The following is a 14,522-nucleotide window of genomic DNA, read 5'->3' on the forward strand; positions in this document are numbered from 1 at the left end:
CCAGAGGAGAGACAAATGACAGGGAACAAGGCAGTCGCGTATAAGGCTCCCGGCGAGGTCGAACTTATCGACATTGACTACCCAAGTTTTGAACTGAAGGACGGGCCGGGTGTTAATCCGGACAACGTGGGTCGCCCGGTGCCGCACGGGGTGATCCTAAAGACCGTGGCCACGAACATCTGCGGTTCGGACCAGCACATGGTGCGCGGCCGCACCACGGCACCGGCGAACCTCGTGCTCGGACACGAAATCACGGGAGAAGTGGTTGAAGTCGGCCGCGATGTCGAATTCATCAAGGTCGGCGATCTCTGCTCGGTGCCCTTCAACATAGCCTGCGGGCGGTGCCGCAACTGCAAGGAGCGCAAGACCGGCATCTGCCTGAATGTGAACCCGGACCGGCCCGGCAGTGCCTACGGCTACGTGGACATGGGCGGCTGGGTGGGAGGCCAGGCCAACTACGTGCTGGTGCCTTACGCGGACTGGAACCTGCTGAAGTTCCCGGACAAGGACCGGGCCATGGAGAAGATCCTTGACCTGGCAATGCTCTCAGACATCTTCCCCACTGGATTCCACGGTGCCGTGACAGCCGGCGTGGGCGTCGGTTCCACGGTCTATGTCGCCGGTGCCGGACCGGTAGGCCTTGCTGCGGCCACCAGCGCGCAGCTGTTGGGCGCCGCCGTCGTGATTGTCGGCGACCTTAACCCTGACAGGTTGGCGCAGGCCCGCAGTTTCGGTTGTGAAACCGTTGACCTGACCAAGGGTGGCCCGGGCGAACAGATCGAACAGATCCTCGGCGTCCCGGAGGTGGACTGTGGTGTGGATGCGGTGGGGTTTGAGGCGCGCGGGCAGGGACACGGAAAAGACGCGGAGGAAGCTCCGGCCACGGTGCTGAACTCCCTGATGGATATCACGGCTGCCGGTGGCGCCTTGGGCATTCCCGGGCTCTACGTCACCGGAGATCCCGGCGGTGTTGACGAAGCAGCGAAGAAGGGGTCGCTGAGCCTGAGCCTGGGCACTGGCTGGGCCAAATCGCTCAGCTTCACCACGGGCCAGTGCCCGGTGATGAAGTACAACCGCCAGCTGATGATGGCCATCCTGCATGACCGGGTGAACATTGCCAAGAATGTCAACGCCAAGGCGATCTCGCTGGAGGACGCACCGAAGGGCTATGCGGAGTTCGACGCGGGCGCTGCAACGAAGTACGTCCTGAACCCGAACGGTTACCTGAGCTGACAGGCGTATCCGAAAGCGCACCTCGTATCTGAGGTGCGCTTTCGCATATGTGGGGCGAAGGCGGATCGGCGCGTCGGGGGCGGGTCATGAACTCGCCCGGGAGTCCCGCGTAGACCAGACTGTTACCGTGAGCAACGAGCCCCGGACCGCACTGGCCGTCGCCGGCCTGAGCCTGGGCACGGCCCTGAACCCGCTGAACTCGTCCATGATTGCCGTGGCCCTGGTGGTGTTGCGCGCCGATTTCGGGCTCGATGTCGCCGGTGTCACGTGGGTCATTACGGCCTTCTACCTCGCCTCCGCCGCCGGGCAGCCCGTAATGGGCCGCCTCGCGGATCGGTTCGGGCCCCGCCGGATGTTCCTGCTGGGGATGGCCCTGGTCGCCGTGACGTGCGCGCTGGCGCCGTTCGCGCCCAACTTCGGCCTGCTGTGCGTCGCGCGGGCCGTCATGGCGCTGGGCACAGCGGCCGCCTATCCCAGTGCCGTGGTGATGGTGGGGGCCATCGCCGCCCGGGCCAAAGTTGAAGCCGCCCGCCCGCTCGGCAGGATCCAGATGGCCAACACCTCCGCGGCCGCCGTCGGCCCGGTGGCAGGCGGGCTGCTGGTGGGCCTGGTCGGCTGGGAGGCGCTGTTCCTCATCAACGTGCCGCTGGCGCTCGCGGCCCTGCTGATTGTCCGGAAGGCCGCGCCGCCGGACGGTTCCCGCGAGCGGGGGAGCATGGCCGAGCTGCTGCGGGACTCGGATATTCCCGGGATCACCGCCTTCATCGCGGCGATGCTGCTGGTGATGATGTCGGCGCTGAATGTCGCGCCGGACTACCGCTGGTGGATGCTCGCCGCCGGAACTGTCATCGGTGGACTGTTCGCCTGGCGTGAGCTTCGGTTCGGCAAGCCGTTCCTGGACCTGCGGCTGCTGGGCAGGAACCGGCCGCTGATGCTGGTCTACCTGGGCTTCGCGGTGTTCAGCAGCGTCTACTACTTCGTTTTCTTCGGCCTGCCGCAGCTCCTGCAGGAGTCCGGCGGATACAGCCCAGCCGTCGTGGGCCTGCTCATGTTGCCGCTCGCGGCGATGTCCGTCGTGGCCACCCCTTGGGCCGTGCGCGCCATGGGAAGGTTCGGCGTCCGGCGCGTGCTGATTGCCGGCGTCGTCCTCTTGACGCTGGTGGCCGCCCTGATGTGGCTCCTGACAAGCACGCTGGTGATTCCCGTCGTCGTGGTCCTCACGGCGCTCATGGGCATGCCCTACGGCGTGCTCGGCATCGCGACGAACCAGGGCATGTTCATCTCCAGCCGTCCGCAGAAGCGTGGGGTCGCTGCCGGAATTTACCAGACGTGCCGGTATGTCGGTGCGATCACGGCCACGGTGATGATCGGAGTGTTCGCGTCCGACGGCGTGCACCAGGACAGCTGGGCGCGCATGGTGGCTGCCATGCTGGCCCTCTGCGCGGCGACGCTTGCGGTGTTCCTGGTGTGGCGGCCACGGGCGGAATAGCCGCCGGACCGGCCAGCGGAAGCTGCGCACCGGCCGGCGGCGCCACCGAGGCCGTACCAGCCCACGTCAGTTGCGCGCAGCCAGGTGCTTGTCCCGGTCCTCGAACACTTCCTCGCCGGGGCCGCTGAACGCGCGCGAACGTTCCACGGCCTCCAGCGACCCGGTGAACAGCTGCGACTCACCCCGGTCGGGGCGGCGTTCCAAACCCTGCCGGGAGGAGGTACCGCCGTCGTACTTTTCCCAGCGCTGGTGGGGAAGCGACTCCGGGTGGCCCTGCTGCAGGAAGGTGACCATGGCTTCGCGGATGAGGCAGCGCAGGTCGAAAAGTGCGGCGCTGTCCGCGGCGCTGACCAGGATGCGGACGCGGACGAATCCGCCGGTGGCGTCGGTAATCTGCAGGATGCCCACGCGCTCGTCCCAGAGGTCGGTGTCCGCCAGCACCCGGCGGAGCTCGGCGCGCATATCCTCCACGGGGGCGCGCCAGTCGAGGTCGAATTCCACCGTGCCCATGACGGCCGACTGGCGGCGGGTCCAGTTCTCGAACGGCGTCGTCGTGAAGTACGTCGAGGGCAGGATCAGGCGCCGGTCGTCCCAAATATGCACCACAACGTATGTAAGGGTGATTTCCTCGATGCGGCCCCACTCCTTCTGGACTACCACCACATCGTCCACCCGGATGGCGTCCGTAAACGCCAGCTGCATGCCCGCGAACACGTTCACCAGGGACGTCTGCACGGCCAGGCCCGCCACGATGGAAATTACCCCCGCGGACGCCAGCAGCCCTGCGCCCAGCGCCTGGATGGCGGGAAACGTCAGCATCACCGAGCCCGCGGCGATGACCACCACGAGGGCTACGCCGATGCGCCGCGCCAGGATGGTCTGCGTCCGCAGCCTCCGGGCCCTGCGGTTGTCCGCCACGTCCACGCTGTAGCGGTCCAGCACCACCGCCTCGAGGATCAGCAGCACCGCCACCGCGAGCCAGGCCAGGGACGAGATCAGGCCGATGAGCAGGAAATGGTCGACGGCGGCGTGCCAGCTTTCGTGCGCCGCCGTCAGTCCCAGCGCGGCGCGGACGCCGACCAGGCACAGTGCCAGACGCAGGGGTTGGCGGGCCACCCGGGAGGCGGTGCGCAGCCCGGGGCGCTTGCGGTTGAGCCGGAGGACGATCCGGCGGAGCAGCCAGGACAGGACCAGCCCGGCAGCCACCGCAACCGTCACGGCGATGAAGGGCATGGCGGGGTTGAGTAGGTCTCGCATCCCTTAATCACTATCAACCGGCCGCGTGCGGGGCGAAATCGGGGCTAAGCGTCAGGCAACCGGGATGGCACGATGTTGTGGTTGCGGCTGAAGAGGTTGTCCGGGTCGTATCGCTGCTTGAGGCTGAGGAGACGCCCGTACTTATCGGGGCCGTACGTCAGGCGTGCCGCCTGGACGTCCGGCCGCTCCTCGCTGCCCAGGAAGTTAAGGTATTCCCCCTGTTCGGCGAAAGGCTGCATCCGTCCGTGGGCCGCACGGGCAAATTCGGTGAGTCGGGCGTCGTCCTCGGAGCTGGGCCAGAACCCGTAGATGTTCAGCAGGTAGCGGGACGCCCGGCTGGGGTAGGCCGTTGCCTGCTCCGGGACGCGGGCGAAGGCTCCGCCCAGCAGGTGGATGTCGATTCCGGTGCCCTGCCAGGCGACCTTGGAAGCGAAGCCAATCACCACGTCAATGACTTCATCGTCGAGGCGCGAAAAAGAGGCGTTTTTCCAGTAGCCACGCGAGCCCTTTGGAAAGAGCCCGTCCATCGCACTTTGCCACTCCGGCCAGGACACAGGTCCCACCTCGTCCTGGTCAGGGGGTGCCGCATCGCGGAGCCTGCCGATGAGTTCCAGCCCGGGCTGATGGTCCGCGTTCGCCCAGGCGCAGCCGATGATCATCCAAGGTGCCGCGCCCATCCCGAACTCCGGCGGGAAAACCAGGAAACTGAGGATCGGATTCATGTCCTCCGGCAGGTCCGTGGCCCAGGCCGCGAAACGCTGCAGGCCTTCCTTCCAGTGCTCGGGCCGGTAGAACAGGTTGGCGCCCAGGACGGGACCGGGCAGCCGGCGTGCCCTGAAGGTGAAGGAGGCCACGACGCCGAAATTTCCGCCGCCGCCCCGGAGTCCCCAGAAGAGCTCGCCGTTTTCCTCCGGGCCGGCACGCAGGTGTTCACCGGTGGCCGTCACCACGTCGGCGGAAGCGAGGTTGTCCAGCGTCAGGCCGTTGCTGCGGGTCAGCCATCCCACGCCGCCGCCCAGGGTGAGCCCGGCGATTCCCGTCTGGCTGATGACGCCCACAGGGACGGCGAGGCCGTGGGCTGCCGTGGCCTGGTCAATGTCCGCCAGCGTGGCACCGGGTTCAGCGGTGACCAGCAGCGCTTCGGCGTCCACCGTGACGCGCCGCAGCCCGCCGAGGTCCAGCACCAGGCCGCCCTCCACGCTGCCGTGGCCCGCGATGTTGTGTCCGCCGCCCCGCACGGCCAGCACCAGGCCCGTGCTGCGGGCTGCGGCCAGGACGGGATCGATGTCTGCGATGGAGCCGGCGCGGGCGATGGCGCGCGGGCGAAGGTCCTGCATGCCGTTCCACACCCGCCGGGCCTCGTCATAACCTGGGTCGTGCGGTTCGAGCAGCGGTCCGCTGAGCTGTTGCCGCAGATTATTCAGTACCTCGGCGGTGTGGTCTTCTGCAGGAGGCGGTGTTGTCAGGTCCATGGGTGGCCTCGCCACTGGTTGCCGGAGCGTCGCTGGTCCGGCCGGAATCTCGGAAGGGGAAGCGCAAGGAACGGCGCTCAACTGCGGCAGTACTCCCAGTATCTGGCGGCGCCCCGGGAGGGTCAAGACACGGGTAGCCTTGGGCGCATGCAGAAAATATCGATCGCAGCCCTGGCCCGTCAGCAGCTCAGCGCGGCGCTCGCCGCCACTAACGGCCGCGCCGCAGACACCGTTTACGGGGGCCACGAGAAGATCCTGCGCCAGTCGGTGCTCGCCATGAAAGCCGGGACCCGGCTCAGCGAGCACAAGAATCCAGGCGACGCCACTCTCTATGTGATCAGCGGCTGCATCCGGCTCCACGCGGGGGCCGAGTCCTGGCAGGGCAAGCCCGGGGACCTGCTGATCGTTCCGCCGGGACTGCACAGCCTGGACGCTGAGGAGGACTCGACATTCCTGTTCACCGTGGCGAAGTACCGCGACTGACCTTCGGTTCCGGCACGTCCTCTGCCGCCGGCGGAACTGCTGCCGCCGGCGGAACTGCCGCCGCTGGCGGCGTGCCGGGCTGGCCCGGTGTCCCGGGTGCGGTGCCGCTTGAGGGCTTGCGAATCCCGTCCGCTTCTTGTGCGCGTGGCGACGGCGCGGCTGCCCTGCCCGGGACGTATTCCGCTTCCGCGGAGGGCTCCTTGCCCGAGCCTGCACCGGCGCCGCCGGGGGTTCCGATGTGGCCCGGAGTTACGTCGGGTGCGGACGTCCCCGGCGGCAGGACTGCTGCAGGGGAAGGTACGGCGTCGGGAGCCGGATCAGGTATTTCCGCCGGCTGTGCGGGGGCCGGGGCCGGCGCCTGGGCCGGAGTCCGGACCGGCGGGGAGAACGACCGGACGATCGTGTCGATGGTCCCCTCCGCATGGCGCCGGACGGTTTCGTTCCCCGCGGCAGCTCCGCCGGCAATGCCCAGCGAAGCGGCCACGGCCAGGCTGGTGAGGGCCGCCTGCTTCTTCCGCGGACGCTTCCGTGTCCGGCCTGCCAGCGGGATCACCTTTGCGAAACCGGGTTCGGCCCCGTCCATCAACGCCGCCAGCTCCGCGCACGGCACCGGAACCTCAGTAGTCCGGAAGGACCGCAGCCGGAGCAGCGCGTCCCGCAGCCCGTCGTCGTCCGCGGACCGCGCGTCGAAGCCCGCTTCGGCGAGAAGCGCGTCCACGTAGAGCCCGTCCTCGAGGCGGCGGCTCCGCCTGGTGTGTTCACTGGTCATGACGCGTCTTCCTTCAAAGAGGGACGGAGTTTGCGGAGCCGGCAGAGGGCGCGGCGCTGGAGCTGCTTAATTGCGCCGGTGGTTTTCCCCATGATTTCGGCAGTGGTTTCGAGCGACAGGTCGGCGACGATCCGCAGTGCCAGCACCTCCTGCTGGTCCGGCTGCAGAGTCCCCAGGAGTTCTTTGACGTTCTCGGTGGACGCGGCGGCCACCACCTGGTCCTCGGCGGAAGCGGCACGGCGCGGGTCGGCATCGGGGTCGTAACCGGTGCTGAAGGGGGTCTTCACCCGGCGCCGGCACTCGTCCACGTAGCGGGCGTGGGCGATGGAGAAGGCGAGGGATTTGGCTCCGCGGGCGCCGCCGTCGAGCCCGTCCAACTGCGGGTAGAGTGCCAGGAATACTTCCTGGGTCATGGCCTCGGGATCTTCGACGTCCCGGGCGCGCAGGTAGCTCAGGACCGCCGGAGCGAGCTCCCTGTACACAGCACAAAAGGCGCCCTCACCGGCCTGGCGCTGCGCCTGTGCCTCATGGCTGATCTCTTCTTGCATCCGCCCCCCTGCGGCAGATACCCCTGCGGGACATCGTTGGGATGGCGCCGCACCGGGAGGAAAAAACCGCCCCGGTGCGGCGTGCCCGCTCCTTAAAGCAGGCTACTCCTAGCCGTGGTGGGAGTGCTTGGCGCTGTTGCCCTGGTGGCCTGCGCCACCGCTGGAGCCGGGCGAACCGTGGCCGCCGTTAGCGCCATTGGAGGCCGGCGCGCCTTCGTTCTGCAACTCAACGTTTTGCGGCTGCACGGTGCCCTCACCGTCATCCGTGCCGTCGTCCGTGCCGTCGTCGACACTTCCGTCATCGATGTCCTGCGGGGCGGGGATGGTGGCGCAGTAGTCGACGATCGCCTCATCGCCGCCGGCCACCTCCATCAGGACGGTGTAGGCGGTGGAGGTGGAGCTCAGGCCGCCGTGCTCGAACGCGTTGCACAGGCCCACGGCTGCCGGTCCGGTGACGTCAGGGCCAACCGGGGTGGCGGTGGGGCTTTCCTCGGGGTCACCCGTTTCCGTGGGCTCGGGTTCCGGGGCATCGGTAGGTTCCGGCTCAGCCGTTTCGGTCCCGGTCGGTTCCGGGTCCGGAGATTCGGTTTCAGTCTCCGTGGGGGTGGGCTCCGGGGCTTCAGTTTCAGTGGGATCGGGCGCCGGTGACTCCGTAATCGGCGCCACCGGGGTGTCCCCGTGTGAGTCGGCCATTGCCGCGACCCCAGTGCCGCCGACGGCCAGTGCGCCCGCCGCGAGTGCGGTCATAACCAGCTTGTTGCCTGAAAAGGTGAAGTAAGACATGAGACCCTCCGTTGACGAATTTTATGGATTGCGTTCAACTTCGCGGGATGTCCCCGCACTTACTGGATCGAAAATCCGGTCACTGGGGTTACGGGTTTTAGAAAAAAGTTTGACGAAGTTGTCATACCCTGGCGACCGGCCGCGGGTCCGGCCAGGCCTGGCCGCGGGGTCCGGGCGGGTATGTGTGTTTCCCGGCCGGTGCGATCACCGGCGGGACCGTCAGGACATGACAGCCTCCGCTAAGCCGTGTTACGCCTGTCATTCCAAGGCGGCTCAAAGTAAGTTGGAGGGGATGACCGCGCCCGCTGTGGAAGCGGCGGGCTGCCGACGCCGGGAGGCCACCATGCACTTTGTCCCACCAGTTCCGGGCTGCTTCGGGGAGGCGGCAGCGTGAGCGCGCCGCTGCGGGTCAGCCTGCCTGAACAAAACCTGCTGGAGGCGCTGGAGCCGATGCCCGGCGTGGAGTTTGTGCTGTGGGATCTGTCCGGTCCCGCGCCCGAAGGCCGGCTGGACCTGGTGGTTCCGCCGTACATGGGCAAGTCGTCCGTGCTGGCCGCGCTGGAAGGCGTGGACGTGGGGCTGGTGCAGAGCCAGTCGATCGGGTACGACGGTGTGGCGGACGTCCTGCCCCCGGGTTGCGTTTTCGCGAACGCGGCGGGGGTCCATGAGACATCAACCGCTGAGCTCACCGTAGGCATGATGATCGCCGCACAGCGCGGGCTCCCCGATTTCGCGCGCAACCAGGCGGCAGGTGTCTGGGACAACGCGCAGCGGCCAAGCCTGGCGGACCGGCGGGTGCTGCTGGTGGGCTACGGGGGAGTGGGCAAGGCGATCGAGGCGCGGCTGCTGCCGTTCGAAACCGTGATCACGCGGATGGCCAGCCGGGCCCGCGAGGACGCCGCCGGGACCATCTACGGGATCGATTCGCTGTACGAACAGCTGCCCCTGCACGACATCGTGGCGGTCAGCGTGCCGCTGAGCGAGCAGACCCGGCAGCTGGTGGATGCCAAGTTCCTGGCGGCGATGCCGGACGGTGCCCTGCTGGTGAACGTGGCCCGCGGACCCGTAGCGGACACCGACGCGCTGTTGGCCGAGACTTCCTCGGGGCGGCTCCGTGCGGCCCTGGACGTTACCGACCCGGAGCCGCTGCCGGCGGACCACCCGCTCTGGACCAGCCCCGGTGTGCTGATCACCCCGCACGTCGGGGGCGCCAGTTCCGCCATGTTGCCGCGCATGGTCAAGCTGGTCCGGAAGCAGATCGGGCTGCTGCAGGAGGGCAAGGACCCGGTCAACGTGGTGCTCCCCTGACCCTACGTTGCGGTGGCTATTCCGCTTGCACGCGTTCAGTCCCATAATGGCCTCGTAAGCAGGTGGCCGCCCCGGCAAACGGCGCGACGGGCGGCCTCGCGGCCCGGGCCGCTGCAACGGCGGGACCGAACCGGGGGAGAGCATCGCCATTACATGCGGCAAGGAGAATCGTCATGCTCAAAGATCTGGATGTCATGCCCGTGTTGCCGGCCAAGGACATTAACCGGGCCAGGGACTTCTACCGGGACAAGCTGGGTTTGGAGCCTGCCACCGTCGTCGACGAGGACAACCTCATATACCGCTGCGGCAACGGCTCCGGCTTCCTCCTCTACCGGACGGATAACGCCGGGACCGCGAAAAACACGCAGATGGGCTGGGCCACCAGCGACGTTGACCGCGAGGTCGAAGAGCTGCGGGGCCGCGGCGTCGTCTTCGAGGAGTACGACTTCCCGGGCCTCAAGACCGAGAACGGCATTGCCACGCTCCCGGACCTGGGGAAGGCAGCCTGGTTCCTTGACAGCGAGGGCAACATCCTGAACATCTCGTCGCTGCCGTAACGGCAGGCTTCGGAAGCCATCCGCGCCTGCCCCGCGCGTGCGGGAAGCGATGTGCCGGCACCTGCCGATGTCCTGACGGAGGCTGGCCGCCCGGACGTGCCAAGGGGCCCTTCCCCCGCGGGGAAGGGTCCCTTGGTGTCCGGCCAGGCCGGCGTGAAACTGCTAGCGGTTGGAGCATGCTCCGGCTTTGAAACCGGGGTGCGGGTTGCCGTTCTGGCCAGGGATGCACTGCTTGTCTCCCGGGCCCGGCTGATCTGCCAGGGCGGGGGTGGCAACGGCAGTACCGCCGAGGGTCAGCACAGCTGCCAAGGTGATCATCGAGAGCTTTCGCATTGACTTTCTCCTTCTGCTCTTAACTGCTGAACCACGCGCGGCAGAGCAAGAGGGAGGCGTTTCACGGACCCCCAGTAGCCCGTATCGCGCACCGGGGGTTTTCCCCGGTTGTGGCGGGTCCGCTATGGGCGGCCCCTGGGAGCGGTAGTGCGTACTCCCTCATTCGAGATTAATAGTAAGTATGCTGATAATCAACATCTCGGAGAAAATTTCCCGGCCCGTGCCCGGCAGCGCAGGATCCGCGCAGGAGTCCGGAAGCATTGGCCAAGGTCGGCCAGAACCGCCCAATCCGGCGGACGCAGCCCGGTAGGCTCGTCGCTGGCGCGGGACGAACTCGTCCGCGCCGGACACCATTTACGGCACCTACCTGGGGGAATCTGCCATGCCCAACCACCACTCGCTGCCCGGCTCCCGCGCCCTGCTGGCCGCCAGAAAGTGCGCCGCCGCCGTCGTACTTTCCCTGTTCCTGGGGTTCTTCACCACCGGAATGCCCGCGTTCGCAGAAAGCACGACGGCGGACGCGCAGCCGGCGGTCCAGGCCGCCGACCTTCTGGCCACTCTCCCCGTCAAGGGCCGTGCGCCGAAGACGGGCTACGAGCGCTCGCTGTTCGGGCCCACCTGGGCGGACGTCGACCAGAACGGCTGCGACACCCGCAACGACATCCTCAACCGCGACCTGACTGACAAAACGTATGTCAACAGCGTTCCGTGCAAGGTCCAGTCGGGCACCCTCGCCGACCCGTATACCGGCACTGTGATCAGCTTTGTCCGCGGCACCACCACCAGCAGCGCCGTCCAGATCGACCACGTGGTAGCCCTCAGCGACGCCTGGCAGAAGGGTGCACAGCAGCTCAGCGCGGAAGTGCGCACCGCGTTCGCCAACGATCCGCTGAACCTCCAGGCCACGGACGGCCCCACCAACCAGCAAAAGGGCGACGGCGACGCCGCCACCTGGCTGCCCGGCAACAAGGGCTTCCGGTGCGAGTATGTGGCGCGGCAGGTGTCCGTGAAGGCGCGCTACAGCCTTTGGGTCACGCAGGCCGAACACGACACGATCGCCGCTGTCCTGGCCGGCTGCCCGGGCCAGTTGGCGCCGACGTCGGTGGCGCCTGCCGGGACCGCCGACGTCTACTTCGCCAACTGCGCGGAAGCGTACGACGCCGGTGCGGCGCCCCTTTATGCCGGATCGCCCGGCTACCGTTCGGGCCTGGACGGGGACGGCGACGGGGTGGCCTGCGAGGGCTGACCGGGCGCGGGCTACTCGGTGACGGCCACCGGAACCGGTTCGCCGGCATGCCCGGCCCGGGTGCCGCGGCGCCAATAGGCCGCCAGCACGGCACCGGACACGTTGTGCCATACCGAGAAGATGGCCCCGGGCAGGGCTGCTTCCGGGGTGAGATACTGCCGGGCGAGTCCTGCGGCGAGCCCCGAGTTCTGCATTCCCACTTCGATGGCCGTGGTGCGGCGGGCCGGGACTGGAAGCTTGAAAAGCCGGGCGGCGCCGTAGCCGAGGGCGTATCCCAGGCCGTTGTGCAGGATGACGGCGGCGAGCACCAGCAGGCCGGCGGCGAAGATCGCCTTCGCGCTGCCGGCCACCACCGCGGTGACCACCAGGGTGATTGCGAGCACCGAAATCCACGGCAGGGCGGGAAGGGCTTTGGAAACCAGTCCGGGGGCGAAATGCCGGATCACCAGGCCCACCATCACGGGGAACAGCACGATCTGCGCAATGGACCACGCCATCGCGCCGGCGTCCACGGGCATGTACTGGCCGGCCAGCCACAGCGCCAGGACCGGGGTCAGCAGCGGAGCGATCAGAGTGGACACGCTGGTCATCGCCACGGACAGTGCCACGTCACCCTTGGCCAGGTAGGACACCACATTGGACGCCGTGCCGCCCGGGCAGCAGCCCACCAGGATGACGCCGGCCGCCAGCGCGGGCGGCAGGCCCAGCGCCGCCGCAATCAGCCAGCCAAGGAACGGCATGACCGCGTACTGCGCCACCACGCCGATGACCACCGGAACCGGCCGCTTGGCAATGATGGCGAAGTCCGGCGGCGTCAGCGTCAGGCCCATGCCGAACATGATCAGCCCCAGCAGCGGGCTGATCCACGGTGCCAGCCCGGTGAAGGACGACGGCGATGCAAGGGCTATGGCTCCTCCCGCCAGGATCAGGAGCGGGAACAGGGTGACGGCGATGCGGGCGTTGCGTTCTTCGGCGCCGGTCGCCGGCGAGGAAGGCTTGGATTCGGGAAGCATACCTCCGGACTATCACACCGCGGGCCCGGTTCCGGAACTGTGTCGCCGCAGCTCAGCTGCCTGCACGCTGGATGGCGGGGCAGCCCGGCGGTACGGTTTACGCCGGTCAGCCCCCGAACGCCAGCCGGAAGACGCCGCGGAGGGTGAGCCGGCTGCGCCTTGTCACCGCCACGACGGCCGCCGACCCGGCCAGCAGCACCACGGCACCTGAGGCAGCGACGGCCCAGCGCGCGCCGAATTCGCCGCCCACCCAGCCCATCAGCGGCGCGCCGAGCGCGGTCCCGCCCTGCAGGACCGCCAGGTACAGCGCCAGCACCCGGCCGCGGAACTGCGGTTCGACGGAGAGCTGGATGCTGGTGTTGCAGCTGTTCAGGAAGGTGATGGTTGCCAGCCCCACCGGGACCAGCGCTGCGGCGTAGAGCCAGAACGACGGCGAAGCCCCGGCCAACAGCGTGAAGAAACCGAGGCCCAGCGCACCGCCCAGGAGGAACCGGAGGCGGGGTCCGGCGCGTCGGGCGGCCAGCAGTGCACCGGCCAGCGTGCCCACCGCCATGATCGAGCCCAGCAGGCCGAACTCGCCCGGGCCGGCATGGAATTCGGTGGTGGACATGAGCGCGTTGATGATGGTGAAATTCATGCCGAACGCACCCAGCACGCCTACCAGGATCATGATCATCATCAGGTCCGGCCGCCGCCGCACATAGCGCAGGCCCTCGGCAACCTTCCGCTTTCCGCGGACGGCCGGTGCTGCGGGGGAGAGCTCGGCCGTGCGGATGCGGAAGAGGGAAACCACGACGGCGGCGAAGCTGGCTGCGTTGAGCAGGAATACAGGACCGGTTCCCACCCACGCGATGAGCACCCCGGCGATGGCGGGACCGGTGAGGCGGGCGGTGTTGAAGGACGCGGAGTTCAGGGCCACGGCGTTGGAGACGTTCTCCTGGCCCACGAGTTCGGACACGAAAGCCTGCCGGGCCGGGGCGTCCAGGGCACTGGCCATGCCCAGGCTGAACGCGGCGAGATAGGCATGCCAGAGCTGTGCGGTGCCGGTGACCACCAGGAGGCCGATGGCCAGGCCGGTGACTCCCATGGCCAGCTGGGTCCAAAGCAAGAGGATGCGTTTGCGGTATCGGTCCGCGAGAACGCCGCCGTAGGGACCCAGCAGGAGCATGGGGAGGAACTGGAGCCCGGTGGTGAAGCCCACGGCCGTGCCGGAGTGGTTGGTGAGGACGGTCAGGACCAGCCAGTCCTGGGCCACCCGCTGCATCCACGTCCCAATGTTGGACACCAGTGCTCCGCCTGCCCAGATCCGGTAGTTGCGGTTTTCCAGGGCGCGGAACATAGGGGTCATTTGCCGCTCAGTTCCTGCATGATGCGGGCGGCGCGGCTGAGGGTGCGGCGGTCGTCTTCGCTAAGGCCGGCCACGCGCCGGGCCAGCCAGGCGGTCCTCTGGTTCCGGGCCTCCTCGAGGACGGTGCGTCCCGCGTCGGTGATCTCCACCTGGACCTGGCGGCCGTCGTCGGGATCGGTGCTCCGGGTGACGAAACCCTGGCCGGCGAGGGCGTTGACAATCCGGGTCATGGACGGAGCCTGCACGTGTTCCCGCTCGGCGAGAGCGCGGAGGGTGCGGGGTCCGTCTTCGTTCAGCACGGCCAGAACGGTGTACTGGCCGGGGGTGATGGCCTCGCCGGTGGCCTCGACGCGGAGCCGGCGCGAGGTGCGCATCACGGCGGTGCGGAGGTCAATGGCGAGGGTGTCGTTGGGGTTCCGGGTCATGGAGGAGGCGCGCTTCCTTAATGGTTAGCACTGCTAATTAGCTTCGCTAACAGTATGCTCCCAAGCGCCCTTCGAAGCAACCGGCCAGGCGAAACAAGAGTGGACCATGACTTTAGTAAATCGATGGAAAAAACTGTTGACGGGTACCACTGCCCGGAGGAAGATTTCAAGCAGGGGCGGTAGCCGGAGGGCAGGAAACCACCCCACATGGTGTCCGTAGGGGATGGGCAATGGTCCAGAAAAATGTCCGCGAATGGC

At 67.9% G+C, this 14,522-nt stretch carries 15 protein-coding genes; 6 read left to right on the forward strand and 9 right to left on the reverse strand.

The genetic code is table 11. The annotated features are described in order from the left end of the window. The first annotated feature begins 15 nt into the window (after positions 1–15). Together fdhA and ACIQCM_RS14385 are read left to right on the forward strand one after the other, a co-directional pair. Entirely contained in the window at positions 16–1,233 is a 1,218-nt protein-coding gene (gene fdhA, locus ACIQCM_RS14380) for a formaldehyde dehydrogenase, glutathione-independent (RefSeq protein WP_400608014.1), read from the forward strand. A gap of 127 nt (positions 1,234–1,360) precedes the next feature. Beyond that, positions 1,361–2,722 carry an MFS transporter gene (locus tag ACIQCM_RS14385; protein WP_400633686.1) on the forward strand — a complete coding sequence of 454 codons (1,362 nt, stop codon included), beginning with the start codon at positions 1,361–1,363 and terminating at the stop codon, positions 2,720–2,722. 66 nt (positions 2,723–2,788) lie between these two features. On the opposite strand, the gene ACIQCM_RS14390 is transcribed toward ACIQCM_RS14385, so the two are convergent. Together ACIQCM_RS14390 and ACIQCM_RS14395 are read right to left on the reverse strand one after the other, a co-directional pair. Further along, the gene (locus tag ACIQCM_RS14390) at positions 2,789–3,979 is read right to left on the reverse strand and encodes a mechanosensitive ion channel family protein (protein WP_400608008.1); all 1,191 of its coding nucleotides are present in this window, start codon (positions 3,977–3,979) and stop codon (positions 2,789–2,791) included. 44 nt (positions 3,980–4,023) lie between these two features. Beyond that, positions 4,024–5,451, reverse strand: a complete 1,428-nt coding sequence (locus tag ACIQCM_RS14395) for an FAD-binding oxidoreductase (protein ID WP_400608005.1) — start codon at positions 5,449–5,451, stop codon at positions 4,024–4,026. Positions 5,452–5,598: 147 nt separating this feature from the next. Between ACIQCM_RS14395 and ACIQCM_RS14400 the strand changes: the two genes are divergently transcribed. Next, positions 5,599–5,934: a cupin domain-containing protein gene (locus ACIQCM_RS14400; RefSeq protein WP_400608002.1), complete on the forward strand. Its 336-nt coding sequence runs from the start codon at positions 5,599–5,601 to the stop codon at positions 5,932–5,934. Here the strand turns inward: ACIQCM_RS14400 and ACIQCM_RS14405 are convergent. From ACIQCM_RS14405 to ACIQCM_RS14415, 3 genes are all read right to left on the reverse strand, one after another. Then, positions 5,909–6,703 carry a hypothetical protein gene (locus ACIQCM_RS14405; RefSeq protein ID WP_400607999.1) on the reverse strand — a complete coding sequence of 265 codons (795 nt, stop codon included), beginning with the start codon at positions 6,701–6,703 and terminating at the stop codon, positions 5,909–5,911. The two genes, ACIQCM_RS14400 and ACIQCM_RS14405, sit on opposite strands and share 26 nt — an antisense overlap. Further along, positions 6,700–7,251: an RNA polymerase sigma factor gene (locus ACIQCM_RS14410; protein ID WP_400607997.1), complete on the reverse strand. Its 552-nt coding sequence runs from the start codon at positions 7,249–7,251 to the stop codon at positions 6,700–6,702. The genes ACIQCM_RS14405 and ACIQCM_RS14410 overlap by 4 nt, the downstream gene beginning before the upstream one ends. A 108-nt stretch (positions 7,252–7,359) precedes the next feature. Then, positions 7,360–8,034, reverse strand: coding sequence for a hypothetical protein (locus tag ACIQCM_RS14415; RefSeq protein ID WP_400607994.1), 675 nt, complete (start codon positions 8,032–8,034; stop codon positions 7,360–7,362). Positions 8,035–8,424: 390 nt separating this feature from the next. On the opposite strand from ACIQCM_RS14415, the gene ACIQCM_RS14420 reads away from it, so the two are divergent. Then, the gene (locus tag ACIQCM_RS14420) at positions 8,425–9,342 is read left to right on the forward strand and encodes a 2-hydroxyacid dehydrogenase (RefSeq protein ID WP_400607992.1); all 918 of its coding nucleotides are present in this window, start codon (positions 8,425–8,427) and stop codon (positions 9,340–9,342) included. Positions 9,343–9,515: 173 nt separating this feature from the next. Then, the gene (locus tag ACIQCM_RS14425; RefSeq protein ID WP_400607989.1) at positions 9,516–9,899 is read left to right on the forward strand and encodes a VOC family protein; all 384 of its coding nucleotides are present in this window, start codon (positions 9,516–9,518) and stop codon (positions 9,897–9,899) included. A 162-nt stretch (positions 9,900–10,061) separates the two neighbouring features. Here ACIQCM_RS14425 and ACIQCM_RS14430 read toward each other — a convergent pair whose 3' ends face one another. Continuing rightward, positions 10,062–10,232, reverse strand: a complete 171-nt coding sequence (locus ACIQCM_RS14430; protein ID WP_400607986.1) for a hypothetical protein — start codon at positions 10,230–10,232, stop codon at positions 10,062–10,064. 382 nt (positions 10,233–10,614) lie between these two features. Here ACIQCM_RS14430 and ACIQCM_RS14435 point away from each other — a divergent pair, with 382 nt between their 5' ends. Beyond that, a complete protein-coding gene (locus tag ACIQCM_RS14435; protein ID WP_400607983.1) occupies positions 10,615–11,478 on the forward strand; it encodes a DUF1524 domain-containing protein in 864 nt (287 codons plus the stop codon). Between the two features lie 11 nt (positions 11,479–11,489). Here the strand turns inward: ACIQCM_RS14435 and ACIQCM_RS14440 are convergent, their stop codons facing one another. The 3 genes from ACIQCM_RS14440 to ACIQCM_RS14450 all read right to left on the reverse strand — a co-directional run bounded on the left by ACIQCM_RS14440 (position 11,490) and on the right by ACIQCM_RS14450 (position 14,264). Continuing rightward, a complete protein-coding gene (locus ACIQCM_RS14440) occupies positions 11,490–12,491 on the reverse strand; it encodes a bile acid:sodium symporter family protein (RefSeq protein ID WP_400607980.1) in 1,002 nt (333 codons plus the stop codon). A gap of 106 nt (positions 12,492–12,597) precedes the next feature. Beyond that, on the reverse strand, positions 12,598–13,839 hold the full coding sequence (locus ACIQCM_RS14445; RefSeq protein WP_400607977.1) for an MFS transporter: 1,242 nt from the start codon (positions 13,837–13,839) through the stop codon (positions 12,598–12,600). Further along, positions 13,836–14,264: a MarR family winged helix-turn-helix transcriptional regulator gene (locus ACIQCM_RS14450; RefSeq protein WP_400607974.1), complete on the reverse strand. Its 429-nt coding sequence runs from the start codon at positions 14,262–14,264 to the stop codon at positions 13,836–13,838. Before ACIQCM_RS14450 ends, ACIQCM_RS14445 begins: the two co-directional genes overlap by 4 nt. Between the last annotated feature and the right edge of the window lie 258 nt (positions 14,265–14,522).

Origin of the sequence: Pseudarthrobacter sp. NPDC092439, assembly GCF_044754945.1 — a bacterium.
GTDB lineage: Bacteria > Actinomycetota > Actinomycetes > Actinomycetales > Micrococcaceae > Arthrobacter.